Here is a 24,038-nt window from a genome sequence, read left to right as displayed (position 1 = left end):
GGACGGGCTGAAATCCGCGGACCGTGGCAGCGAACCTGCGGGACCGGCCCGCAGGCCCAAGGCCACGGTCCGCAAAATCAGCCCGTCCGGCGATTGAGGACGCGGCCGCAGGCGGCAACGGCCCGCAGCCGAGAACGCGCCCCGCAGCCGGAAAAGCGGCTCACCCCCGTCAGGGGAAAAGGCGCTCCAGGACGACCGCGATGCCGTCGTCCTCGTTGGAGGCGGTGATCTCGTCGGCGACAGCCTTGAGTTCGGGGTGGGCATTGGCCATGGCTACGCCATGGGCGGCCCAGCCGAACATCGGCACGTCGTTCGGCATGTCGCCGAAGGCGATCGTGTCGGCGGCCTTCATGCCCAGGCGGCGGGCCGCCAGGGAGAGGCCGGTGGCCTTGCTCAGGCCGAGGGGGAGCAGTTCGACGATGCCCGCGCCCGCCATCGTCACGCCCACCAGGTCACCGGCGACCGCCCGCGCGACCTCCGCCAGGCCGTCGTCGCCCAGCCCCGGGTGCTGGAGATAGAGCTTGTTGAGGGGCGCGGCCCACAGCTCGGCGGGGTCCGTGATCGGGATCGCCGGGAGCGGGCCCTCCTGGATGCGGTAGCCGGGGCCGATCAGCACCTCGCCGTCCATGCCGTCACGGCTGGCGGCGAGGTACAGCGGACCGACCTCCGCCTCGATCTTGGCGAGCGCCAGACCGGCGAGCTGCCGGTCCAGCGTCACGGACGTCAGCAGCCTGTGCTCGCCCGCGTGGTAGACCTGCGCACCCTGGCCGCACACCGCCAGGCCCTGGTAGTCCAGGGCGTCCAGGATGTGCTTCGTCCACGGGACCGAGCGCCCGGTGACGATGATGTGCGAGGCGCCCGCGGCCGTCACCCGGCGGAGCGCCGCACGCGTGCGCTCCGAGACGGTGTCGTCGGAGCGCAACAGCGTGCCGTCGAGATCGGTCGCGATCAGACGGAAGGGCAGCTCGCTCGTGTCGGTCACCGGGCGACCGGCTCCAGGACCTCACGGCCGCCCAGGTACGGGCGGAGGACCTCGGGCACGCGCACGGAGCCGTCGGCCTGCTGGTGGTTCTCCAGGAGCGCCACGATCGTGCGCGGGACGGCACACAGCGTGCCGTTGAGCGTCGCCAGCGGGCGGACGTTCTTGCCCTCGCGGACGCGCACCGACAGACGGCGGGACTGGAACTCGTCACAGTTCGACGTCGAGGTCAGCTCGCGGTACTTGCCCTGCGTCGGGATCCAGGCCTCGCAGTCGAACTTGCGCGAGGCGGAGGAGCCCAGGTCGCCCGTGGCCACGTCGATCACCTGGTAGGGCAGCTCGAGGCTGTTCAGCCACTGCTTCTCCCACTCCAGCAGGCGCGCGTGCTCCGCCTCGGAGTCCTCCGGCGCGATGTACGAGAACATCTCGACCTTGTCGAACTGGTGCACGCGGAAGATGCCGCGGGTGTCCTTGCCGTACGTGCCGGCCTCGCGGCGGAAGCACGGCGAGAAGCCCGCGTAACGCAGCGGGAGCTGCGACGCGTCCAGGATCTCGTCCATGTGGTACGCCGCGAGCGGCACCTCGGAGGTGCCCACCAGGTAGAAGTCGTCCTTCTCCAGGTGGTAGACGTCCTGCGCGGCCTGGCCGAGGAAGCCGGTGCCCTCCATGGCGCGCGGCTTGACCAGCGCGGGCGTGAGCATCGGCGTGAAACCGGCCGCCGTGGCCTGCGCGATGGCGGCGTTGACCAGGGCGAGCTCCAGCAGCGCGCCGACGCCCGTCAGGTAGTAGAAGCGGGAGCCGGACACCTTGGCGCCGCGCTCGACGTCGATGGCGCCGAGCGCCTGGCCGAGCTCCAGGTGGTCCTTGGGCTCGAAGCCCTCGGCGGCGAAGTCGCGCGGGGTGCCGACGGTCTCCAGGACGACGAAGTCGTCCTCGCCGCCGCGCGGCACGTCCGGGTGGACCAGGTTGCCGATCTGCAGCAGCAGGCGCTGCGCCTCGGCGGCGGCCTCGTCCTGCTCGGCGTCGGCGGCCTTGACGGCGGCGGACAGTTCGCCGGCCTTCTTCAGCAGCCCGGCCTTCTCGTCACCGGTGGCCTTGGGGATGAGCTTGCCGAGCGCCTTCTGCTCGGAGCGGAGTTCGTCGAAGCGGACGCTGGACGACCTGCGCCGTTCGTCGGCGGAGAGCAGCGCGTCGACGACGTCGACGTCCTCTCCACGGGCGCGCTGGGAGGCGCGCACACGGTCGGGGTCCTCACGAAGCAGGCGAAGGTCAATCACCCCACCAGGCTACCGTTGCGGGCGCGATCACTCGACGCGATATTCCTCTTCGTTATGATTTGCCCCATTTTGGTGGGAGTGGAAAAGGCTGTGAATAACCGGGCGTGCGTCAGCGTCGGGAAATTCCAGCGCTTTTCGCGAAATGGGGCATAGGGGCGTCGCGGTACGGTGATCCGCCTTGCGGGGGGCGGGAGTTGACGGAGTTGTTGTCCACAGGACTCAGACCCTCCGTTTTCTTTGTCCACAGGCTGTGTGTGAAATCTGTGGACGCCGGAATCGAACATTCCAGCCGGGTCTGTCCTATGTCGTGGATTGCTTGACCAAACCCTCGCCTAGTCGCTCATTCGGGTGATAATGGCTCGCCCTCAAGGGGCGTTCGACGCGATTCGCCTGATCGGCGAGGGTGTCGTGCACACTCCGGGTGAACCTTGGTGCTGTGGATGGCGGCCCTGTAGTTAGAGCGATTTGTCGACCTTGACCGATTTCCTGGGCCCTTTCGGTGCCTCAATCTGTCGACTTATCCCCAGACGGGGAGAGGCCTGTGGATAACTCTGTGGATCACTCCGCGGTCCCGCCGTCCGCGCAGCGCGCCAGCCACTCCGCCGCCGCCAGGAACTCGCTGTCCGAGGTCCCCGGCCGCAGGGGCATCGCCTCCGTCGCGCCCGCCCTGGGGTACGAGCCCAGGAACCGCACCTTCTGGGAGGTCCGCTTGAGGCCCATCAGGGCCTCGCCGATACGGCGGTCGGTGATGTGGCCCTCGCAGTCCACCGAGAAGCAGTAGCGGCCCATGCCCTCGCCCGTCGGCCGGGACTCGATCCGCATCAGGTTCACCCCGCGCGCCGCGAACTCCTGGAGCATCTCCAGCAGTGCGCCCGGATGGTCGTCGCGGATCCAGACGACCAGCGACGTCCGGTCCGCCCCGGTGCGCGCCGAGGGGCGGGCCGGACGGCCCGCCAGGACGAACCGGGTCTGCGCGTTCTTCGCGTCGTGGATGTCCTTGACCAGCGGCTCCAACCCGTACGTCGCCGCCGCGAACTCCCCCGCGAACGCCGCGTCGTAGCGGCCCTCCTGTACCAGCCGCGCGCCGTCCGCGTTGGACGCGGAGGACTCCCACTGGGCATCCGGCAGGTGCTCGGCGAGCCACTTGCGCACCTGCGGCTGGGCGACGGGGTGGCCGGTCACGGTCTTGATGTCGGAGAGATTCGTGCCGGGGCGCACGAGCAGCGCGAAGGCGATCCGGAGCAGCACCTCGCGGTAGATCATCAGCGGGCTGCCGGTGGCCAGTTCGTCGAGGGTCGCGGTCACCCCGCCCTCGACGGAGTTCTCGATCGGCACGAGGGCGGCCGCGGCCTCCCCGTTCCGCACGGCGTCCAGCGCGGCCGGCACGGAGACCATGGGCACGAGCTCGCGCGTGGCCGCCTCCGGCAGCGTGCGCAGGGCGGCCTCGGTGAAGGTGCCCTCGGGTCCGAGATAGGTGTAGCGACTGGCCGACATCACGCTTTTCGCTCCTCGAGGTGGGGGTTCGGGGCGGGCTCCGCCACACTACCCAGGTCCGTGCGGGTGCCCCTTGGGCCGTCCCAAAGGGCACCCCACGGCGACGGTCACCCCTCCAGCAACTTCTGTCCCACGTACTCGCCTTCCGCGCAGCCGCCCGGGACGGCGAAGAGGGCGCTCGACTCATGACGGAGGAAGCGCGAGAGACCGTCACCCCGGTCGAGCTTCCGCTGCACCGGGACGAACCCCCTGCGCGGGTCCGCCTGCCAGGCGATGAACAGCAGGCCCGCGTCCGGCGCGCCGTCGTCCAGGAAGCCGTCGTGGTACGAGAACGCCCGCCGCAGCATCGCCGCGCCCCGGTTGGACTCCGGTGCCGCGACCCGGACATGCGCGTCCCCGGCGATGGCGAGGGAGCCGTCCTCGCCCACCTTGTCCAGGTCCACGGGCGTCGTCTCCGTGCCGCCCGACAGGGGGGCGCCGTCCGACTTGCGCCGTCCGATCACCCTCTCCTGCCGTTCCAGCGACAGGTGGTCCCAGCTGTCGAGCAGCATGCGGATGCGCCGCACGACCGCGTACGAACCGCCCGCCATCCAGTCACCCGAGTCGTCCGGCACGAACACCCGGGCGTCGAATTCGGGGTCCGTCGGCTTCGGGTTGTTCGTGCCGTCGATCTGGCCCATCAGATTGCGGTCGGTCATCGGCTTGCGGGTGGCGCCGGGCGTCCGGTTGAAGCCGTTCATCTGCCAGCGCAGCCGGGCCGCGTCCCCGGCCTGCTTCTGGAGCAGCCGGAGCGCGTGGAAGGCGACGAGGGGGTCGTCGGAACCTATCTGCACCCACAGGTCGCCGTCGCCGCGCTTGGCGTCGAGCGCGTCCGCGGTGAACGCGGGCAGCGGCTCCAGCGCGGCGGGGCGCTTGTCCGCCAGCCCGGTCCGGTCGAAGAAGGTGCGGCCGAAGCCGAAGGTGACGGTCAGCGAGGACGGGCCCGCGTCGAGCGCGATGCCCGTGTCGTCGCCCTTCGGCGCGTCACCCGTCGTCAGTTCCGCGGCCGTCGCCGACCAGCGCCGCAGCAGTGCCGCCGCGGCCTTGCGGTCGGCCCCCGGCGCGAGGTCGAAGGCGAGCAGGTGACCGCACGCCTGGGCGGGGTCGGCGATGCCCGCCTGATGTTTCCCGTGAAACGGTACGGCCGTGGAGCCGACCCCGGTGAGCGGCGTCTGCTTCTCGCGGGCGGCCTCGGCGGCGAACGCGCCGCCCGCGCCGCCCACGACGAGGCCGGCCGCTCCGGCGGCACCGGCGGTCCCGAGGAGCCGTCTACGGCTCATCCCGTGCATTTCGGTCTGTTCAGCCATCAGTTGATCTTCACGTTTCCGATCTCCGTGATCTGGTCGATGTCGGAGGTCCGTACGGTCAGGGTGAGCTGCCACTCGCCGGCCATGGGGAGCTGGAGGCCGGTGGCCCGCCAGCGGCCGGTGGCGGTGTGCTGGAGCGGGGCGCGCAGCGGGCCGATCTTCTTCCGCGTCTCGGTGAGCGACACGTCCAGCTCCGCCACGTCAACGGCCCGGCCCGCGGGGTCGGTCACGGTGACGTCGAGAGTGTTGTCGCCGGAACGCGCGGGGTCGATCCGGACGGCGGCCTTGCCGCGCCCGTTCGCACCACCGGTGTCGAAGGGGATCGTGACCTCGGCGGGCCCCGCGGTGGCTGGGGCGGTGGTGCGGGCCCCGCCCGCCGCCTCCTTCTGCTCGGTCACCGCACGGCCCGGCTGGGTGCCGGTGAGCAGCGTGGTGACGGCGAGCAGGACGACGGCGACGCCGGTCTCGGCGAGGACGGAACGCCGAAGTCCGCTGCGGCTCCCGTCCGCGTCGCGCTGCCGCTTCCCGGCCGCCTTGACGAGCGCGGCCTGCTGCCGGGCGAGCTGGGCGGCGCGCTCGGGGGAGGGCACGTCGCCGCTCTTCGCCGCGGCGGCCTTGGGCTGCTTCGGCCCCGTACGGTCCTTCGTCGCGTCCGTACGGGCCCTCTTCGGTTCCGTACGGCCCTTCCCGGGCTCCGTGCGGTCGGTGAGCCGTTCCGTCCAGCGTCGCGAGACGTACGCGATGCCGACCAGGACGGCCACCAGTCCGGCCTTGAGCAGCAGCAGGCGTCCGTACTCCGTGCCCGTGAGCGCGCCCCACGAGCCGACCTGCCGCCAGGACTGGTAGAGCCCGGTCGCCACCAGGGCGCACACCGAGGTGAACGCGATCCGGGAGAAGCGCCGCACGGCCGCGCGGGGGACCGGCTCGCCGTTCCACAGCGTGGCCAGCAGCGCGGCCAGGCCGCCCAGCCAGGCCGCGACGCCCAACAGGTGCAGGACGTCGACCGGCATCGCGAGCCACGACTGCAGCCCGGCGGAAGCGTGTTCGGCCATCGCCCAGGTCGCCGCCAGCCCGATCGCGACGACGGTGCCGCCGATCGCGAGCCCGTACGCGACGTCCCGGCGCTCGCCGGCCGTCCGGCCGTCGTCCTCGCGGGCGTACGAGCCGAAGAGCACGGCCAGGAAGACGGCCGCGGCGCTCAGCAGGAGCAGCCGCGACAGCAGCGCGGCCCCCGGTTTGGTGGCCAGCACGTCGCCGATCAGCGAGAGCTGCAGGACGGAGCCGGGCCCCTTGCCGGTCGTATAGGCGCCGCGCAGCAGTATCAGCGCGGCCGTGGAGACGAAGAGCGCGATCCAGCCGCCGACCGCGATCCGCTGCACGGACCGCGAGGCGCGGCACACCCCGGCGAACAGACAGCCGCCGACGAGCAGGATGAATCCGGCGTACGCCGCGTAGCGCCCCATGCCGTAGAGCGTGTCCACGGTCGGGTCTATCTCGGCGGTCGCCACTTTCGCCGCCGTCCTGGACGGGGCGCCGATGGAGAAGGTGAAGGCCCCCGCCACCGGGTGGCTGTCCGCCGAGACGGCCTGCCAGGCCACGGTGTACGTGCCGTTGCCGAGCCCGGAGCGCAGGCCCACGGCCGCGGTGGCGGACTTGCCGCCCACGTGCGCGGGCCTGCCCTCGTCGACGCGTACCCCCTGCGGGTCGAGGACCCGCAGGGAGTCGGCGTTCAGCAGCACACCTTCGGAGAAGGTGAGTTCGACCTGCCGGGGCGCGGCCGGGACCACCGACCCGTCGGCCGGGTCGGTGGCGGTCAGCGCGGCGTGCGCCGACGCGGTGCCCGCGCCGGGGCCGAGCGCGCAGAGCAGCGCGGCGAGCAGCATGCCGAGGAGGGCCGGCAGCCGCCCGGTGGTCGGGGTCCTCATCGCACGTCAGTCCTGGGGACGGAACGTGGTGGACTCGACCGGCACCTGGATCTTCACCGCGCCGGCCTCGGCGAAGTGCAGCGTGAACTCGATCTTCTCGCCCACCTGGGGCTTGTGGTCGAGCTTGCCGAGCATCAGGTGGGTGCCGCCGCGGGCGAGCTTCAGCTCGCCGTTCGCGGGCACCTCCAGCTTGCCCGCGTGCTTCATCTGCGAGCCCTCGGTGGTGTGCATGGTGATGTCACCGGAGAGCGGGCTGGTGACCGAGGTGAGCTGGTCGGCCTTGCCGCCGTCGTTCTTGACGGTGAGGTACGCGGCTGCCATGTCGGTCATCGCGGGCTGCGGCAGGTAGGCGCCGCTGACGGACAGGTCGGACTTGTCCGAGGCCAGGGCGTCCTTCTCGGACTGGCAGCCGGTGATCAGCAGCAGGCCCCCGGCGAGCAGGAGCGGCATGGCGGCGGCGGTGGCGGCGGTCTTCTTGCGCATCACGGGTTCTCCCCCTTGACGATCTTCGGGAGATCCTTGGCGTACTGGGCTGCGGTGGTTTCTGCGGTGTAGATCCAGTGGGCTCCGTCGTCCTTCGGCGAGAAGCCGATGACCTCGGCGCCGTGGCTGACGGTGACGGAGCCGTCCTTCTCCTTCTTCGCCTTCTCGACCAGGATGCCGAGCGGCTTGGCGGCCGCCTGGATGGTGTCGAAGTCGCCGGTCAGGCCGACGATGTCCTGGCCGCCCTGGGCGTCGAGCCACTCGCGCATCCGCTTGGGGGTGTCGCGCTCGGGGTCGGTGGTGACGAAGACGATCTTCAGGTTGTCCCGGTCGGCCTTGGGCAGCTTCTTCGCCGCGGCGGCCATGTCGGAGACGACGGTCGAGCAGACGTCCGGGCAGTAGGTGTAGCCGAAGTAGAGCAGGACGGGGTGGCCCTTGGTCTCGTTGACCAGCTCGTACTTCTTCTCGGACGTGTCCGTGAGGACGAGGTCCGGCTTGGCCTTCGGGGCGTCCAGGGTGATCGCGGCCTTCTTGGGGGCCGCGGAGACGTCGGCGACGGGCTTGTCGCTGTCGTCGCCCGAACCACCGCCACAGGCGGTGAGGGTGAGCGCGGCGGCTATCGCCAGCGCCGCACCCAGGGTTTTGGTGCGCATGGAGCTTTTCTCCAGGGGGTCGGTAGGTTTCCGGTCCTGCATGCGTACGGTTCGCGTGGCTCGGGCCGTCGCGTGCGCGGCGGCCCGAGCGGTCCGGCTCAGGCGGAGCGGCGGCGTCCGGCGAGCACGCCGAAGGCGACGCCCGCGATGCCGACGACGATGCCGACGCCGCCGAGGACACGGGCCGTGGTGTCGGAGGAACCGTTGTCGTCCTTCTCCGCCGAGGCCTCCGGCTTGGCGGCCTTGTCGTCGTCGGAGGCCTTCTGCGCGCCCTTGCCGGCGGCAGCGGCCTTGTCGACGAGCTTCAGCGTCGGCGCCGGGTGCGCGGCCTCCTCGCCGTTCGGCTTGGACGGGTCGATCCAGCGGACGACCTCGTCGTCGGAGTAGGTCTGGAGCGCCTTGAAGACCAGCTCGTCGGTGTCCGTGGGCAGCTGGCCGACAGACAGCGGGAACTGCTGGAACTGGCCCGGCTCGATCTTGCCGCCGCTCCAGGTGACCTTGGTGACGGCCTCGTCGACCGTCCCGTCGTCCGTCTTCACCGGCTTGTCGAGCTTGGACTTCTCGACCTTGATGTCCCAGCCCGGCACGGGCTGCGGCATCACCGAGGCGAGCGGGTGCTTGGGGTCGAGGCTGAGCTCCAGCTTCACCGTCGAGGCGTTGTCCTTCTCGTTCGGCACCTTGAGGGCGATGGTGCTGTAGCCGCCCTTCTCGGCGGTGCCGGGCTGCACGCTGACGTGGGCGAAGGCGGGTCCGGCGAGCAGCAGGACACCACCGGCGGTGAGGCCGGCGAGGACGGGGAGGCGGCGCGGCCGAGCGGTCTTGGCGTTCATGAGGACACTCCACAGGCAGGAGGGGACGAAAGGGGTGTACGGCGCGCGTGCGGCGACAACACGACCGCCCACCTGTCCGAAATGCCGGAATTTTCAAACGACATGGGGATGCCGTCACGATGCCGGAAGTGCCGGAGCGGGTACCGGACATGCCGGAACCACAGGAGTGCGTCGCTTCGTCAGGCCGCGAGGGCGAAGCGCGGCGGTCCCCGCCTGATCACGAAGTGCTGGAGCACCGGCTCCGACGCCGGTCGCTCGTCCTCGCCGTACGCCCTCCGGACGGGCGCGACGGGCTGTACGCCGGTCCGGTCGCACAGCGCGCGAACGAGCGTGAAGGCAGCGCGCAACGCCCGTACGAGCGCCGCTTCCGCGACCCCGCGCGCCGACCGCTCCGACAGCCCGACCACGCGCCACAGCGCCACTTCACCGCGCCGCAGCAGCCAGCCCAGGGCCAGTGCCGCGAGCAGGTGCCCGAGCAGCATCGGCAGCGAGGGCAGCAGCGCGTCCAGCGGCGAACTCGCCGCCGCGGGCACCGGCGCGGGCATCTGCATGGGGTGGACGGACGGGTCGAGCCCGGCGTCCGTGATGACGCGGCGCGCCTCGGCGGCCGACGCCGGGTGCGGCTGGTTGCAGATCAGCCGCGCCGCGAAGGTGATCAACCGGCCGTCGGAGCCCGCCTGTCGCGGCGTCGTCCCGGCGCTCTGCTGACCGAGCCCGAAGAGCGTGTGGAGCGCGAGCTGCCCGGCGGCCAGTACGGCCGCGATGCCCGGCAGCGAGCGTTCCCGCCCCGCCAGCGGCACGACCGCGGCGAACACACCCGCGAAACCCGCGCACAGCGTCCACAGCGGAACGCTCGCGCAGGAGGCCAGCACATGCCCGCCCGCGGACAGCAGAACACAGACCGCGGTGAACACCGCGGCCCGGAACAGTCGCAGATCGGCGCCGGCGCGCGCGACGGGGTGAGGCATGGCTGCGTCATCATCCCATCGGACTTACTCCTTCCCTACGGCAGGGGGCGCTCAGAGGGGGCGCACAGGCGCACGGCGGTGCCGAGGTTATACATCGATGCACCCGCCGGGCGCGTCGGCCGAATGAGCGGTCTCACACTTCCCACAGGCTTACGGGTCGGCGGCGCTGGCTATACGTATCGGTATATCGAGCCGCGGCCAGGAGGCTGAGCATGAGCATTTGGTGGTCACTCCATCTGCGGCGCGAGGCCGCGAGTGTTCCGCTCGCCCGGCGGCTGCTGGTCGGCACGATGGACACCGCCGGAGTCGACCCCGAGATCTCCTACGACCTGTCGGTCGCCCTCAGCGAGGCGTGCGCCAACGCGGTCGAGCACGGCGGCGATGCCTCCACCGGCTATCTGGTGACGGCGTTCATCGACGGCGACACCTGCCGTATCGAGGTCACCGATTCCGGTCCGGGTTTCCCCGAACAGCCCCGCCGCCACGACCGCCGCCGCCCCGGCGCGCCCCGCGCGAGCAGGCAGCAGCCCACGGCCCCTCCCCATGACGAACATGGCAGGGGCCTCTTCCTGATCGAGTCGCTGACCGACCACGTCCGGGTCCACAACCGTCCGGGCAGGCAGGGCGCCGTCGTCAGCTTCGACAAGATCCTCAAGTGGCGGGAGGACGCGGCGCTGCTCCGGGCGTCGTAAGCGTCCCCGGCAGCCCCCGTAGTCCCCCGTGACTCCCGGAAGTTCCCTGAGTTCCCCGAGTTCCCCGTAGTTCTCCGAGATCGGCCCAGGGGTGGGCCCGTGCCCGTGTGGGTCTCATCCGCGGGCGACGGCAGGTATTTCCTCATAGCGTGGCAATACCGGCATTTCACTCGCCTCAGGAGAGCTCCATGCCCACACCCGTCCCCCTGCCCAAGCGCACGCTCAAGGACAAGGTCGTCGTCATCGGCGGCGCCTCCAGGAACCTCGGCGGCCTCATCGCCAAGGAGGCGGCCGCGGACGGTGCCCACGTCGTCGTCCACTACAACAGTCCGTCCTCGAAGGAGGGGGCCGAGAAGACCGCCGGGGAGGTCAAGGCCCTGGGCGGCGAGGCGGTGGTGCACGAGGCCGACCTGACCAAGGTGTCCGAGGTCGAGGGGCTCTTCGACGTGGCCGTCGCCGCGTTCGGCAAGGTCGACTGCATGGTGAACACCGCCGGCATGGTGATCAAGAAGCCGATGACCGAGGTCACGGAGGAGGAGTACGACCGGATGTTCGCCGTCAACTCCAAGGCGGCGTACTTCATGATGCGCGAGGCGGCCAGGCGGATCGAGGACGGCGGGAAGATCGTCACCGTCGTGACCTCGCTGCTCGCCGCGTACACCGGCCTGTACTCGGTGTACGCGGGCAGCAAGGCGCCCGTCGAGCACTTCACGCGGGCGCTCTCCAAGGAACTCTTCGGCCGGAACATCTCCGTCAACAACATCGCGCCCGGCCCGATGGACACCGGCTTCTTCTACCCGGCGGAGACGGAGGACTCCATCGCCTTCCACAAGTCCTCGTCGATGAACGGCGAGCTGACGAAGATCGAGGACATCGTCCCGTACGTGAGGTTCCTGCTCACCGACGGCTGGTGGCTCAACGGCCAGACCCTCTTCGTCAACGGCGGGTACACGACGCGCTGACGGGCCGGGCGAAGGCCCGGCCCGTCAGCGCGTGGACTCCGTGTGTCAGACGGCCTTCAGGCCCGCCATCCACGTCTCGACGTCCGCCGAGGTGCGCGGCAGCGCCGCGGACAGGTTCCGGTTGCCGTCCTCCGTGACGAGGATGTCGTCCTCGATCCGGACGCCGATGCCCCGGTACTCCTCCGGCACGGTCGTGTCGTCCGCCTGGAAGTAGAGACCGGGCTCGACGGTCAGCACCATGCCCGGCTCCAGGACGCCGTCCACGTACGCCTCGGTGCGCGCGACGGCGCAGTCGTGCACGTCCATCCCGAGCATGTGGCCCGTGCCGTGCAGCGACCAGCGGCGCTGGAGGCCGAGCTCCAGGACGCGCGAGACCGGACCCTCGAGCAGGCCCCACTCGACGAGCTTCTCGGCGAGCACGCGCTGGGCGGCGTCGTGGAAGTCGCGGAACTTCGCCCCCGGCCTGACCGCCGCGATGCCGGCCTCCTGGGCCTCGTACACGGCGTCGTAGACCTTGCGCTGGAGCGCGGTGTACGTGCCGTTGATCGGCAGCGTGCGGGTGACGTCAGCGGTGTAGAGGGTGTGGGTCTCCACACCGGCGTCCAGGAGCAGCAGTTCGCCGGAGCGGACCGGGCCGTCGTTGCGCACCCAGTGGAGCGTGGTGGCGTGCGGACCGGCGGCGCAGATCGAGCCGTAGCCGATGTCGTTGCCCTCGACGCGGGCGCGGAGGAAGAACGTTCCCTCGATGTAGCGCTCCGAGGTGGCCTCGGCCTTGTCGAGGACCTTCACGACGTCCTCGAAGCCGCGGGCGGTGGAGTCGACGGCCTTCTGCAGCTCGCCGATCTCGAACGCGTCCTTCACGAGGCGCTGCTCGCTGATGAAGACGCGCAGCTCCTCGTCCCGCTCGGCGGTGACCTTGTCGGTGAGGGCCGCCTCGATGCCCGCGTCGTGGCCGCGGACCGCGCGGACGGGGCCGGTGGCCGCGCCCAGCGCGTCGGCGAGCTCGCGCACGTCCTTGCAGGGCAGGCCGTACAGCGTCGCCGCCTCGGTGAGGCTGTGGCGGCGGCCGACCCACAGCTCGCCCATGCCGTCGAGCCAGAACTCGCCGTTCTCGCGGTTCGAGCGGGGCAGCAGGTAGAGGGTGGCCTCGTGGCCCTCGGCGCCGGTGGGCTCCAGGACGAGCACGCTGTCCTGGGTCTGGTCGCCGGTGAGGTACGCGTACTCGGTGGACGCCCGGAAGCTGTACTCGGTGTCGTTGGAGCGGGTCTTCAGGTTGCCCGCGGGGATCACCAGGCGGTCGCCGGGGAAGCGCGCGGAGAGCGCGGCGCGGCGGCGGGCGGTGTCCGGGGCCTGGGCGATGGGCTGCAGGTCGTGCAGCTCGGTGTCGGCCCAGCCGGACTTCATGTTCTCGGCGAGTTCGTCGGAGACGGCGGGGTACAGACCGTTCTTCCGCTGCTTGATGGGCTCGTCACCTTCGGGATTCTCGGGCGCGGGCTGCTGCTCGGTCACTGCTCTCCTCCTCGGACTGGGCCGTCTCCATCGTATGTGCGAGGAAAAAACAAGGAGAAGCGGTCGGGAAGCCCGCGAACCAGAGGTTTGAACGGAGACGGGCGCAGAAGGCCGATCGCGTACGGCGGACGGCTACCGGCCGGGCAGGGTCATTCGAAGTGCGCGGCAAGGAGGACGACGTCCTCGCCGCTGTCGCTCCCGGCGGCGTCCTCGTCGCCGCCGGAGGGCAGCAGGGTCCGCAGGATGTGGTCGACGACGGTCTCGGGGTCGCGCAGCGCGGCCCGCGGCACACCCGCGGCGGCCTTGTGCAGCCGGGCGAACGCCCGGTCCATCGGGACGCCGGTGCGGTGCAGCAGCCCGTCGCTGTAGAGGAGCAGCGTCTCCCCGGGGCCGGGGGTGATCTCCACGCTGGGTGCCTCCCAGCAGGCGAGCATGCCGAGCGGCGCGGACAGGGAGGTCTCCACGTACTCGGCGCGGCGTTCGCCGACGATCAGGGGCGGGCAGTGCCCGGCACCGGCCAGCACGACCTTGCCGCCCCGGCCGCCCGCGCCCGTGGACGGCTCGCAGTAGGCGAAGAGCGCGGTGGCGGTGCGCGCGGGCTCGGTCAGCCGCAGCAGCAGTTCGAGGTCGGAGAGGACGGCGACCGGATCCTCGCCCTCCATCACGGCGTACGCCCGCAGGGAGGCCCGCAGCCGGCCCATCGCCGCGACGGCGCCGGGCCCGGAACCCGTCACTCCGCCCACTGCCAGGCCGAGCGCGCCCTCGGGCAGCGGCAGCGCGTCGTACCAGTCGCCGCCGCCGTGGGGGCCCGACCGGTGGCGCACGGCGAGCCGGACCCCCGGGATGCGGGGCAGCCTGCGCGGGAGCAGCTCCTCGCGCAGGGTGGCCACGGCGGCGCGGGCCTCGGCGAGTTCGAGGTGGCGGGCGAGGTGCTCGGTGGCGTAGTCGCGGTAGAGGCCGACGAGATGCTGCTGCCGCTCGCTGGGCTCGGCGGGCTCGTCGTAGAGCCATACGGCCGCGCCGATGCGCCCGGCGGCCTCGGACTCCAGCGGTACGGCGTAGCTGGCGCCGTACCCGAGGCGGGCCGCGACCTCGCGGTGGCGGGGGGTGAGCTCCTCGTCCGCGGAGATGTCGGGGTGGGCGACGCCCGCGCGGTTCCCGGCGGGCGGGAGGTCGTCGAAGAGGCGGCCGTACGAGGCGGGGTCGGGCCGGCCGGCCGGCTCCTGCGGGTCGGCCTGCCGGTGGGGCGCGGGGGCCTCGTGCGGGATGGTCTCGATGTGCCCGAGGTCGGCGTGGCCCAGGCCGAGCCCGATGGTGGTGGGGCGGTCGCGGCCGGGCCCGTGGGCGGGCTGGAGGGTGACCAGCCCACGGCGGGCGCCGACGAGTGAGGAACCGGCGCTCAGCACCTCGTGCAGCGCCGCGTCGAGGGTCCCGGTCCGCGCGAGCCGCTCGGTGAGTTCCTGGAGGGTGGTGAGGTCGGAGATCCAGCCCGCGAGGCGGTCCTGCACGAGGGCGTTGGGCGCCGGGACCGGGGCGCCGCCCGGGGCGTCCGGGTCACAGGGGCCGGCGGAGCCGGGGGCGCCGGGCGGTTCGGGAGGAGCGGCGGAGGCGAGGTCGGCGGAAGGGGCGGTGGACTCGGGTGGCGGAGTGTGCGAGGGCGCGGGGAGCGGAGGGTTGATTCCGGCCACTTTCGGCAGGTGGGGCGTCGTCATGGCCGTCTGCCCGGTGCGGACCGCGCGGGGATGTGGGGGGCAGGGGTCCGGAACGGCTCGCGCAGCATCTCGCCGAAACCTCTTGACCTGCTGGTTGGCCTGTGCTTTTTCGTCAATAGCATCGCAAACCCCCTGTCGTGTTGCGTGCTATCAGTGCTCCACATGTACACGCCCGGGTAAGCCGATGTCCAGCATCGAGCCGGTGGGATTGGTGGTGTCTATGGGGTTTCAAAGTTGGCCGGAAAATGGTCCCGAGGACATGGATTTGAGGTCGACTGGCGTTGCTCGACAGCGCGTCATATCCACCCCGGTGGGTACGTACTCGGAGGAGGGCAGGGGCAGTTGGGGCCGCCCCGGGAACCCCGCGGCGGGCCCGAGCGTCTACATCCGCGAGGCCGCGCCCGCCCCCGAGGGCGTGGGGCAACCCGTGTCGCAGGACGAGGGGTGCAGCGGCTCGGCACAAAGCGCCATAGGCGCGCCACCCCCCGCCAGGTTTCACGCTCCACCCGTGACGTGATGCGCTGCGTTGCACATGCAGTGACTTTTGATCCACGTGGTGTGCCGGCCTCGAAAGAGCCACGGCGTGTTGAGCAGCGCGCGATGTCGGGCCCGTAGTGCCATGGAGTTCAGACGCAGTCCGACGCAGTGCCATCGCAATGCCACGCAGTCCGCACGGCCCACGCAGTCCCGGCAGTTCTGTGCAGTGCCACGCAAGTCCAGCGAGTTCACGCAGTTCAGGAAAGTTCCACCCAGTGCGATCAGACCCCTGCCCTCCGGCAGGGGCCCCGACTTCGGCGTTTACGGAAAGGAACGAGCGCTCATGCGCGAGATCCTCGGAAGGCGACGCAAGCTCTCGCTTCGGCGAGGCGGCCGGTCCGCGGTGGTCACCGCGGCCCTGGCCTATGCCACGGAGTGGCAGTGGCCCGTGCTCCCCGGCGTGGGGCTGCGGGCCGGCGGCGGCCGCGAGCGCGAATGCGCCTGCCCGCACCCCGACTGCGCCGCTCCCGGCGCCCACCCGTTCGACCCCGGTCTGCTGGCGGCGACCACGGACGCCCGGATGGTCCGCTGGTGGTGGACCAACCGTCCCGACGCACCCGTCGTGCTCGCCACGGGCGGCCGCGCGCCCTGCGCGGTGAGCCTGCCCGCCGTGGCGGCCGCGCGCTCCCTGGCGGCCTTCGACCGCGCGGGCGTGCGCCTCGGGCCCGTGGTCGCCACACCCACGCGCTGGGCGCTGCTGGTCGCGCCCTACTCCCTGGAGGTCCTCGGCGAGCTGCTGCACAGCCAGGACTGGGTGCCCGGTTCGCTGCGCTTCCACGGTGAGGGCGGCTACGTGGCCCTGCCGCCGTCGTCCACGGGGGCGGGCAGGGTGCGCTGGGAGCGGGCGCCGCAGCCCGCCGTCCCGGCCCGTACGGCGCGCGGGGACCGGGAGCGCGCGAAGACGTCCGCCCGGCCGTGGCTGCCGGACATCGCCACTGTGGTCGACGTCCTCGTCGCGGAGAGCGCGGGCACGTCCGGGGGCGGCAGCAAGCTCGCGTACTGACGCGGGACACGGGGTCGCGGCCGTACGGGCCGCAGGCGCCCCCTTCGAGGGGCGGCCGGTCAACGGGGAAGCATGAGAGCGCGTACGGACGGGAGACGCACGCGCTCTCACTCTTACGGGTGTAAGCCGCTCCGAGAACGGCGGTAACCGCCGCGCGGCCGCCCGGAGGGCGCCGTCCTGCCCGCTATGTTCGGGTGAGGGCCTGCGCCGGATGATGCCGGGCGCCGTCGGCCCGGCGGGGTATCGGGAACCGTCCCCGCATCTTCAGCGTTTCGCGGCGAGTTGCAGGTGGTCCTTATGGAGCGTCCGTCCGGTGTGCCCGGAGAGCCCAGTGCGTCTCAGCAGCGAGCGGCGAATCTTCGGATGGTCGCGCTCGCGAGCGTGGCCGCCCTGGCCGTGGTGCTGCCGCTGGCGGCGGCCACGGCGGGCCCCGCCACCAGGACGGAGAAGTCCCCGCGCGGTACCGGCCGGGCCACCGGCGCCCTCGGCGGCGGGACGCGGGGCGCGGGGGCACGGACGTCGGTGCCGCTCGCCGAGGCGGGGAACGCCTCCGGGGACACGTCCTCCGCCGAACCGTCCGCCACTCTCGACGGACTCGGAACTTCCGGTTCCGGTCGTGTCGGCGGGAGCGGTGTGCGGGACTCCGCGCGCTGCGGTCCTGAACTCGCCGCACCCGAAGGCGTGGAGGCGCAGACGTGCGTCCTGCGGCAGGGGGCGGACACCTGGGCGCGCACGTACTTCCGCAATGCCACAGGCGGCCCGCTGGCGGCCGTGCTCACGCTCATGGACCCCGACGGCCGGACGGTCGAAGTGCACTGCCGGATGGGCCCCTCGGACGATCCCGACGGGTGCGAGACGCCGCACGGGCGGACCGGGCGCGACCAGCGGGCTCTCGACGCGTACTCGGCGGTGGCGGAGATCGCCTCGGCGGACGGGAAGCTGTTGCTCCGGTCCGGCAGCAACTCGCCGGGGGACCAGGCGGATTAGCCGCCGCTCGCGGGCGGCGGCGCCGGGCGCGAACGCGGGCATGGAAACGCCCGGTCGCTGGCGACGGGGGATGCACCAGCGACCGGGCTCCTAGAACGGTAACAAGAGATCGGCCGTTCGCAAATTCGATCGTGGATTTCCGGACGCGTATTTCCGGCCTGACAGCGGGAGTTGTGACAGGAGTCACGCAAATGGCGCCGTCAGAGGCCCGGAATCATCCCCTCCGCACCCTGCGCCGTGGACCGTGCCGGTTCCGGGGGGACCGATGTGTCGACCGGCGTGTGGACGGACGGGCGGAGGGGAGCGCAGCCGGATGACGGACGGGGGCGCAGACCGATTGCATGCGTCGGCCGGAGGGGCGCACAGGGGCGCACGGCAAGGGGGCGGGCAGGGGAGCGCTCCCCTGCTCGCCCCCTTGTCCACTCCCGGGCGGCGGTCCGGTCAGTTGAGCGTGACCTGGCGGCTGGTGAGGCCGCCGCGTGCCCGACGCTCGTCGGCCGTCAGCGGCGTCCCGTCCGCGAGGGCGGCGGCGAGCCGCTCGGCGAAGGCCGCGGCGGGCTTCTCGATGTCCTCCGCGCGCATCGCGCTCGGCAGGTCCCACACCGGGACGGTCAGCCCGTGCGCCCGGAACGAGCCCACCAGGCGGGTCCCTTCGCCGAGAGAGGCCGCGCCCGCGACGTACAGCCGGGCCAGGGCGTCCAGCAGCTTCTCCTCCGGGTGGGTCATGACCCAGCGCAGGTGGTTCTTCTCCGGCGTCTCGCACCAGTACGCGGCGTCGACGCCGGACAGCCGGACCGTCGGGATGGCGGCGGCGTTGGCCCGGTCCAGGGAGGCGGCGACCTCGCCGGTCGCGTTCTCGGCGTTCTCCACCCAGAACTCGAAGCCCGTGTGGACGGCCGGCTCGAACGGGCCCTCCGGGGCCAGCAGGTCCTGCAGGCGCGGCCCGTCGGTGCCGACGCGCTCGGCGGCGACGGGGCTGCCCGGCTCGGCCTCCAGGGCGCGCTGGAGCGTGTGGGCCAGGTCGCGGCTGAGGTCACCGGAGGCGGTGTCGTTCTGGAGCCCCAGCAGCACGGCGCCGTTGTCGCGGCGCAGGGCCGGCCAGGCCATGGGCAGCACGGTGGCCAGCGTCACGGACGGCACGCCCTCGGGCAGCCCGTCCTTGAGGGTGAGCTCCACGGTGGCCGCGGGCACGAGCTCGCGGAGCGCGACCCAGTCGGCCTCGCTCGGCAGCCCCTCGAAAGGCCGCTGCACGAGCTCGGCCACCGAGTGCGCGGCCTCCCGGCCGTGGCACGCCTTGTAACGCCGCCCCGACTGGCACGGGCAGGGCTCACGGGCGCCGACGACGGGAATCGGGCCGTCGACGGCCTGCGGCGTGGCGGCCTTGGTCTGGGGTCGGCGCTTCTTGGCCATGGCGTGCGGTTCTCCCGTTGGGGTGCGGAATGTGTGCGGTGAGCCTAGTCCTTGCCGGACGGGCCTGGGCGGAGGACGTCACACCGGGTTACACGGGTGCGGCCGCCTTACGGCCTGCGGCCGCGTCCTCGATCGCCGACGGGCTGGATTTGTTGCCCGGACGGCAAGTGGGCGCACCGCGGGTCGCGGTCAGCGGCTGCGCCGGCTCGTGCTCGCGGCCCTCCGGGCAGGCCGCAGTGGCTGTAACGAGCCGCGAGATCCAGCCCGTCCGGCGTTTGAGGACACCGCGCGGAGCGCGGTTCGGGGCGGGGCTGGGGGGAAGGAAGGGGCGGACGGGCCCCGGAGGGAAAGCCGTATGTCGACTGTCGACGGCAGTCGTGAGGGTGCGGCCAGTGGTGATGGGGTGCCGCGAACCACGGACGCTTCGCGTCCGTACCGCAGGGCGCACCAGCCGTACCGGGCGCGCTCGGAACAGCGCCCCCAAGGGTCGGCGAACGCAACGTTCTACGCGCGTTGCATCGTCGTTATGTCAGCTCGTCGATATCCGTGAACGCCATGTCGGGCGCCAGCTCGATCCGCGTGCTGAAGCTGTCACGCGCCGAGAGGGTGGCCCATACGGTCACTTCGTCGCAGGCGTCCCGTACGCCCCAGTCCTGGGAGAGGGCGCTGATGATGTTCAGGCCGCGGCCCCCGCGTGCGGTCACCGAAGGTGTGGCCGGAAGTGGCCGGGTCGGGCCGCCCCCGTCCGTGACCTCGACCGTGAGCCGACCGTGCTTGTCCACTCTCCAGGCGGCGCGTATCCCCCCGTCAGCCTCCCCGTCTCTGTCGCCGTTCGCCGGGCTCAGCGGGCGTCCGTGCCGGTACGCGTTGCTGAGCAGCTCCGAAAGAATCAGTACGGCGTCGTCGATGACCGAATCCGCCACCCCGCTGATGCGCAGATCCTCACGCATCCGGTGTCTTGCCTGGCCCACACCGGTTGGACCATGGGGTACGGCCATGATCGACGACGTGGGCACCTCCTGTGCCACCACCAACGCCACCCCCGAGACCTCCTTTGCCCCACGTCAGGGGATGGATGCCCCAATGGACTGGACCGGAAACCGGCCATCCCGGAGACGGTGAGGCACTCATATCCGTCGAACACGCACCGAACGCGCCGGTGCACTCCATGTAATGGCGCTACGGGCGCCGGAGCTGCGAGAGCACCTGTTTGGGGCGATTGGTGATGACCGCGTCGACTCCGACCCGGGCGCACAGTTCGACGTCGACGGGGTCGTTCACCGTCCAGACGTGCACCTGGTGTCCGGCGCGGTGCACCCGTGCCACGTAGCCGGGGTCCTTCCGCACGATCCGGATGCTCGGACCGGCGATCCGCACGCCCGGAGGCAGGCGTCCGTCGCGGTAGCGGGGGGAGAGGAACTGCATCAGGTAGACGGTCGGGATGGCGGGCGAGGCCGCCTGCACGCGGTGGAGGGAGCGGGCCGAGAAGCTCATCACCCGCACCCGGGAGGGCTCGTCGGCGGGCGGCTCGGCGAGGCCGAAGCGCTTGAGCAGGTCGAGCAGTCTCGCCTCGACCTGGCCCGCCCAGCGGGTCGGGTGCTTGGTCTCGATGGCCAGCTCGACCCGGCGGCCCGCGTCGGCGACGAGTTCGAGGAGCCGCTCCAGGGTGAGGACGGAGGTGGCGTCGGTGTCGGGCTCCTCCTCGTCGGTGGCCTTGCCCTTCCAGGAGCCGAAGTCGAGGGCCGCGAGGTCGGCCAGTTCGAGGGAGGAGACGGCACCGCGTCCGTTGGAGGTGCGGTTGACGCGGCGGTCGTGGACGCAGACCAGGTGGCCGTCGGCCGTGAGCCGTACGTCGCACTCCAGCGCGTCGGCGCCGTCCTCGATCGCTTTGCGGTAGGCGGACAGCGTGTGTTCCGGAGCATCCTCGGAGGCTCCGCGGTGGGCGACGACGGCGAGCGGGTGGCGCTCGGGGCGAAGGTCCCGGGCCGGGTGCGCATAGGTCACCGCGTTATGGTGCCACCGCCTGGCACAATCGCGCATGCGCGCTCTTCGTCCGGTCTGCCCTGAAATAAAGGGCGATCGGTGTGCGCACAGGCTCCGCTTACGGTGGTCTGACGTGCCATGGGAAAAGCTGGTATCAGGCACGCTTCATGGCACGGGCGCGTTGCGCGGCACCGGTATGCGGGCGTAGCCCTGGCCATGACCCCGCGTCGCGCATGACACTGATGTGCACCTGACGATGCACGTGATGAGGAGAGAGCTGTGAGCACCGAGAACGAGGGCGCCGCCGTTCCGCCTGCGCCCGGCCCGGGTATGGCGTCGCAGGCGCCGGCAGCAGAGCCGGAGCGCCCCGTTCCAGCCGTACCGAGCGCTCCGCCCGCGCAGGGCGAGGTGTCGGACGCGGCTCCCGCCGCTCCGGCGTCGGCCCCCGCTCCGGCTCCGGCTCCGGTCGAGGCACCGGCCGCCGCTCCCGCCGAGACGGCGCAGTTTCCGTCCGTCGGCGCGGGGGAGGCGCCCGCGGCCGCTCCCGGGACCCCCGCGGCTCCCGCCGTCCCCGAAGCGCCCGCCGCGCCTCCGCAGCAGGCCGCCGCGTACGCGCAGGCCGGTATGCCGGGTGCCGCGCCGGGGCAGCCGGGGGCGCAGGGCGGCTGGTACGGCGCCGGGCCCGGTCCGCAGCCGTACGGTGGCGGGCCGATGGGGCCCGTCGGTCCGACCGGCGTGGGCGGCTCATGGGGGGCGCCCACGCCGTACCCCCCGGCCCGCAAGCGCGCGGGGGGGCTCGTCGCGGCCGTCGTGGCCGCGGCGCTCGTCGCGGGTGGCATCGGCGGCGGCATCGGCTACTGGGCGGCCGACAGCAACAGCGACGGGTCGACGACCGTCTCCTCCACCGGTGACCCGAAGGTGGAGAGCCGCACGCCCGGTTCCGTGGCGGACATCGCGAGCAAGGCGCTGCCGAGCGTCGTCACCATCGAGGCGCAGAGCGGTGGCGGCGAGGGCGGTACGGGCACCGGCTTCGTCTACGACAAGCAGGGCCACATCCTGACCAACAACCACGTCGTCGCGTCGGCGGCCCAGGGCGGCGGCAAGCTCACGGCCACGTTCTCCAACGGCAAGCAGTACGACGCCGAGGTGGTCGGCCGCGCGCAGGGTTACGACGTGGCCGTCATCAAGCTGAAGGACCCGTCGGGCGCCACCCTCAACCCCATCCCGCTGGGCGACTCCGACAAGACGGCCGTCGGTGACGCGACCATCGCGATCGGCGCGCCCTTCGGCCTGTCCGGCACGGTCACCACGGGCATCGTGAGCGCCAAGAAGCGTCCGGTGGCCTCCAGCGACGGCGGCGGCAGCGGCAACGCCTCGTACATGAGCGCCCTGCAGACCGACGCTTCGATCAACCCGGGCAACTCCGGCGGCCCGCTGCTCAACGCGCAGGGCGCGGTCATCGGCATCAACTCCGCCATCCAGTCCGCCAACAACGGCGGTGGCTTCGGCGGCCAGGGCGGCCAGGCGGGCAGCATCGGCCTCGGCTTCGCGATCCCCATCAAGCAGGCCAAGAACGTCGCCGACCAGCTGATCAAGACCGGCAAGCCGATCTACCCCGTCATCTCCGCCACGCTGAACACACGGGAGAGCGGCAACGGCGCCAAGATCGCCTCCAGCGGCGACAGCAGCACGCCCGCCGTCGCCCCCGGAGGCCCGGCCGACAAGGCCGGGCTGAAGGCCGGCGACGTCATCACCAAGCTGGACGACACCGCGATCGACAGCGGCGCCACCCTGATCAGCGAGATCTGGACGCACCGTCCCGGCGACAAGGTCACGGTCACCTACACCCGCGACGGCAAGCAGGCGACCACGGAGATCACCCTGGGCCAGCGCGAGGGCGACCGCAGCTGAAACCCGGCTCCCCATATGGCAAATGGGCAGACGGCAGGCTGTCCCTGCATCGCTCCGGGTGGGCGGTGCAGGGACAGCCTGCCGAGCGGCCTAGGGGACGGTCTTGAACCGTAGTGGCGGCAACGTCACCGTGGGGTCGAATCCCACAGTCTCCGCCAGTGCTGCGTTGATGCAGGTCAAAAGGGGTGTCCCGGGATGGGGCACCCCTTTCGCGTGGGGGCGCGCCTCACCTCGTACCGCCTGCTTCCCAGGTCTGACCGGCGCGTGCGGACCAAGGTTCCGGGTGGTCGTGTGTCCGCTCGCAGCCTCTAGCACACCGTTCTCGGCTCACCAGGTACTGCCGAGGGCGGGTCCATGATCTACCTACGCTGGCGGTTCTTGAGTTTCCTGGTCGGACTGGCCCAACCCCTGGCCGCTGTCCTCGCCTTCGGCTTTCTCGTCGGCAGCAGCGGCGACGTCAGTGGCCTGCTCCTCACGTCCCTTCAGCAGCCCCTTGAGCTTGTCCAACACGCTCATTGCGGTCTCCTTGTAGCGATCGGGTGAACTTCGCCCCTCCCCAGAAAAGCGGTCCGGCACGCGACTTTCCTGCCCAGATACCCCAAACGGGGGACGTCTCCCGAAGGCTTCCAAGGCTATTCCGGCCGTGGCATGTTCGCATCGGGCCCGATGCGAATGCGCGAGAACAGACTCTGCCCGACGGCTCGGGCGACTGACCTGTACGTGGACGCGTCAACAACACCGGCCACCTGTCCCGGAGGAATGGGGGGCGGCTCGTCGTACCAGCAACGCAAAAGCTCCCCTCTGGCCGTATCGGGACGGTCGGAGAGGAGCTGTGCGAGTCGGTGTTCAGGAGGCGGCGTTGAGGGCCTGGTCGATGAGTTCGTTGGCTTTCTGCTGGATGCCTCGGATGATCTTTGCGTAGAAGCGGTACAGGACGGCGATGCTGTGGCCCGCTCGTCGGGCCACTTCGGCTGGTTCGACTCCGGCTTTGAGCCAGAGGGAGATTCCGGCGTGGCGGAGGGCGTACGGCACGTCGGCCAGGGGGGTCTTCAACTCCTCTGGGGTGAGGACCTTTTCGCGGGCGGTCTGCCACAGTTCGCAGTATTCGGTGGAGCGGACCCAACCGCCGCGTGCGGCGCGGAAGATTCGGCCGTCGGGGGCGACGCCGTACGTCTTGATGTGCGTGCGGACCATCATTGGGCCCTCGGGAACTCCCGGTGGGCGAGCAGGCTGTTCAGAGTTTCTGTACTTGTTCAAGGCGGTCCGCTGGCGCGGCCCGCGCGCTGGCGGCCCGTGGCCGCCGCCCGCTCCTGTCTCCGCCCCGCTCAGCGGCGCCCCCCGGCCGCTCAGCGCGCCACCTTCCGACGCGACGAACCG

The 24,038-nt window shown here is 71.7% G+C and carries 21 protein-coding genes; 5 read left to right on the top strand and 16 right to left on the bottom strand.

The features are described 5' to 3' along the window. Nucleotides 1–169: 169 nt before the first annotated feature. The 9 genes from ACWD4A_RS06075 to ACWD4A_RS06035 form a co-directional block, all read right to left on the bottom strand. Complete coding sequence (locus ACWD4A_RS06075; RefSeq protein WP_451190034.1) at nt 170–982, bottom strand: HAD family hydrolase; 813 nt, start codon at nt 980–982, stop codon at nt 170–172. Further along, complete coding sequence (gene serS, locus ACWD4A_RS06070; RefSeq protein WP_451190032.1) at nt 979–2,256, bottom strand: serine--tRNA ligase; 1,278 nt, start codon at nt 2,254–2,256, stop codon at nt 979–981. The genes ACWD4A_RS06075 and serS overlap by 4 nt, the downstream gene beginning before the upstream one ends. A 558-nt stretch (nt 2,257–2,814) precedes the next feature. After that, the gene (gene pheA, locus ACWD4A_RS06065) at nt 2,815–3,750 is read right to left on the bottom strand and encodes a prephenate dehydratase (protein ID WP_451190135.1); all 936 of its coding nucleotides are present in this window, start codon (nt 3,748–3,750) and stop codon (nt 2,815–2,817) included. 107 nt (nt 3,751–3,857) lie between these two features. Next, nucleotides 3,858–5,096 carry an iron uptake transporter deferrochelatase/peroxidase subunit gene (gene efeB / locus ACWD4A_RS06060; protein WP_451190030.1) on the bottom strand — a complete coding sequence of 413 codons (1,239 nt, stop codon included), beginning with the start codon at nt 5,094–5,096 and terminating at the stop codon, nt 3,858–3,860. Next, nucleotides 5,096–7,021: a copper resistance CopC/CopD family protein gene (locus ACWD4A_RS06055; protein ID WP_451190028.1), complete on the bottom strand. Its 1,926-nt coding sequence runs from the start codon at nt 7,019–7,021 to the stop codon at nt 5,096–5,098. Before ACWD4A_RS06055 ends, efeB begins: the two co-directional genes overlap by 1 nt. 6 nt (nt 7,022–7,027) lie before the next feature. After that, nucleotides 7,028–7,504, bottom strand: a complete 477-nt coding sequence (locus tag ACWD4A_RS06050; RefSeq protein ID WP_451190026.1) for a copper chaperone PCu(A)C — start codon at nt 7,502–7,504, stop codon at nt 7,028–7,030. Further along, nucleotides 7,504–8,157 carry an SCO family protein gene (locus tag ACWD4A_RS06045; protein ID WP_451190024.1) on the bottom strand — a complete coding sequence of 218 codons (654 nt, stop codon included), beginning with the start codon at nt 8,155–8,157 and terminating at the stop codon, nt 7,504–7,506. Before ACWD4A_RS06045 ends, ACWD4A_RS06050 begins: the two co-directional genes overlap by 1 nt. A 98-nt stretch (nt 8,158–8,255) precedes the next feature. Further along, nucleotides 8,256–8,987 (bottom strand): YcnI family copper-binding membrane protein, encoded by a 732-nt coding sequence (locus tag ACWD4A_RS06040; protein ID WP_451190022.1) that lies wholly within the window; start codon nt 8,985–8,987, stop codon nt 8,256–8,258. Between the two features lie 179 nt (nt 8,988–9,166). Continuing rightward, nucleotides 9,167–9,955, bottom strand: a complete 789-nt coding sequence (locus tag ACWD4A_RS06035; RefSeq protein ID WP_451190021.1) for a hypothetical protein — start codon at nt 9,953–9,955, stop codon at nt 9,167–9,169. Between the two features lie 212 nt (nt 9,956–10,167). Between ACWD4A_RS06035 and ACWD4A_RS06030 the strand changes: the two genes are divergently transcribed. Together ACWD4A_RS06030 and ACWD4A_RS06025 are read left to right on the top strand one after the other, a co-directional pair. Continuing rightward, nucleotides 10,168–10,647, top strand: coding sequence for an ATP-binding protein (locus ACWD4A_RS06030; protein ID WP_451190019.1), 480 nt, complete (start codon nt 10,168–10,170; stop codon nt 10,645–10,647). Nucleotides 10,648–10,835: 188 nt separating this feature from the next. Next, on the top strand, nt 10,836–11,609 hold the full coding sequence (locus ACWD4A_RS06025) for an SDR family oxidoreductase (protein ID WP_451190016.1): 774 nt from the start codon (nt 10,836–10,838) through the stop codon (nt 11,607–11,609). Nucleotides 11,610–11,654: 45 nt separating this feature from the next. On the opposite strand, the gene ACWD4A_RS06020 is transcribed toward ACWD4A_RS06025, so the two are convergent. Together ACWD4A_RS06020 and ACWD4A_RS06015 are read right to left on the bottom strand one after the other, a co-directional pair. After that, complete coding sequence (locus tag ACWD4A_RS06020) at nt 11,655–13,118, bottom strand: aminopeptidase P family protein (RefSeq protein ID WP_451190013.1); 1,464 nt, start codon at nt 13,116–13,118, stop codon at nt 11,655–11,657. Nucleotides 13,119–13,267: 149 nt separating this feature from the next. Then, on the bottom strand, nt 13,268–14,830 hold the full coding sequence (locus tag ACWD4A_RS06015) for a PP2C family protein-serine/threonine phosphatase (protein ID WP_451190011.1): 1,563 nt from the start codon (nt 14,828–14,830) through the stop codon (nt 13,268–13,270). A gap of 820 nt (nt 14,831–15,650) precedes the next feature. On the opposite strand from ACWD4A_RS06015, the gene ACWD4A_RS06010 reads away from it, so the two are divergent. Both ACWD4A_RS06010 and ACWD4A_RS06005 read left to right on the top strand, forming a co-directional pair. Next, nucleotides 15,651–16,370, top strand: a complete 720-nt coding sequence (locus ACWD4A_RS06010) for a bifunctional DNA primase/polymerase (RefSeq protein ID WP_451190008.1) — start codon at nt 15,651–15,653, stop codon at nt 16,368–16,370. Nucleotides 16,371–16,733: 363 nt separating this feature from the next. Next, complete coding sequence (locus tag ACWD4A_RS06005; RefSeq protein WP_451190006.1) at nt 16,734–17,357, top strand: hypothetical protein; 624 nt, start codon at nt 16,734–16,736, stop codon at nt 17,355–17,357. A gap of 441 nt (nt 17,358–17,798) precedes the next feature. Here the strand turns inward: ACWD4A_RS06005 and ACWD4A_RS06000 are convergent, their stop codons facing one another. The 3 genes from ACWD4A_RS06000 to ACWD4A_RS05990 all read right to left on the bottom strand — a co-directional run bounded on the left by ACWD4A_RS06000 (nt 17,799) and on the right by ACWD4A_RS05990 (nt 20,771). Continuing rightward, nucleotides 17,799–18,767: a DUF5926 family protein gene (locus ACWD4A_RS06000; RefSeq protein ID WP_451190005.1), complete on the bottom strand. Its 969-nt coding sequence runs from the start codon at nt 18,765–18,767 to the stop codon at nt 17,799–17,801. Between the two features lie 524 nt (nt 18,768–19,291). Continuing rightward, complete coding sequence (locus ACWD4A_RS05995) at nt 19,292–19,717, bottom strand: ATP-binding protein (protein ID WP_451190002.1); 426 nt, start codon at nt 19,715–19,717, stop codon at nt 19,292–19,294. 229 nt (nt 19,718–19,946) lie between these two features. Further along, on the bottom strand, nt 19,947–20,771 hold the full coding sequence (locus tag ACWD4A_RS05990) for a glycerophosphodiester phosphodiesterase (protein ID WP_451190000.1): 825 nt from the start codon (nt 20,769–20,771) through the stop codon (nt 19,947–19,949). Nucleotides 20,772–21,029: 258 nt separating this feature from the next. Here ACWD4A_RS05990 and ACWD4A_RS05985 point away from each other — a divergent pair, with 258 nt between their 5' ends. Further along, entirely contained in the window at nt 21,030–22,661 is a 1,632-nt protein-coding gene (locus ACWD4A_RS05985) for a S1C family serine protease (protein ID WP_451189998.1), read from the top strand. Nucleotides 22,662–23,024: 363 nt separating this feature from the next. Here ACWD4A_RS05985 and ACWD4A_RS05980 read toward each other — a convergent pair whose 3' ends face one another. Both ACWD4A_RS05980 and ACWD4A_RS05975 read right to left on the bottom strand, forming a co-directional pair. After that, nucleotides 23,025–23,177, bottom strand: coding sequence for a hypothetical protein (locus ACWD4A_RS05980; protein ID WP_451189996.1), 153 nt, complete (start codon nt 23,175–23,177; stop codon nt 23,025–23,027). Between the two features lie 330 nt (nt 23,178–23,507). Then, complete coding sequence (locus tag ACWD4A_RS05975) at nt 23,508–23,858, bottom strand: hypothetical protein (RefSeq protein WP_451189995.1); 351 nt, start codon at nt 23,856–23,858, stop codon at nt 23,508–23,510. Between the last annotated feature and the right edge of the window lie 180 nt (nt 23,859–24,038).

Source organism: Streptomyces sp. NPDC002537 (assembly GCF_053594975.1).
The sequence above is the reverse complement of the archived record's forward strand: the minus strand, read 5'-3'. Positions and strand labels throughout refer to the sequence as shown.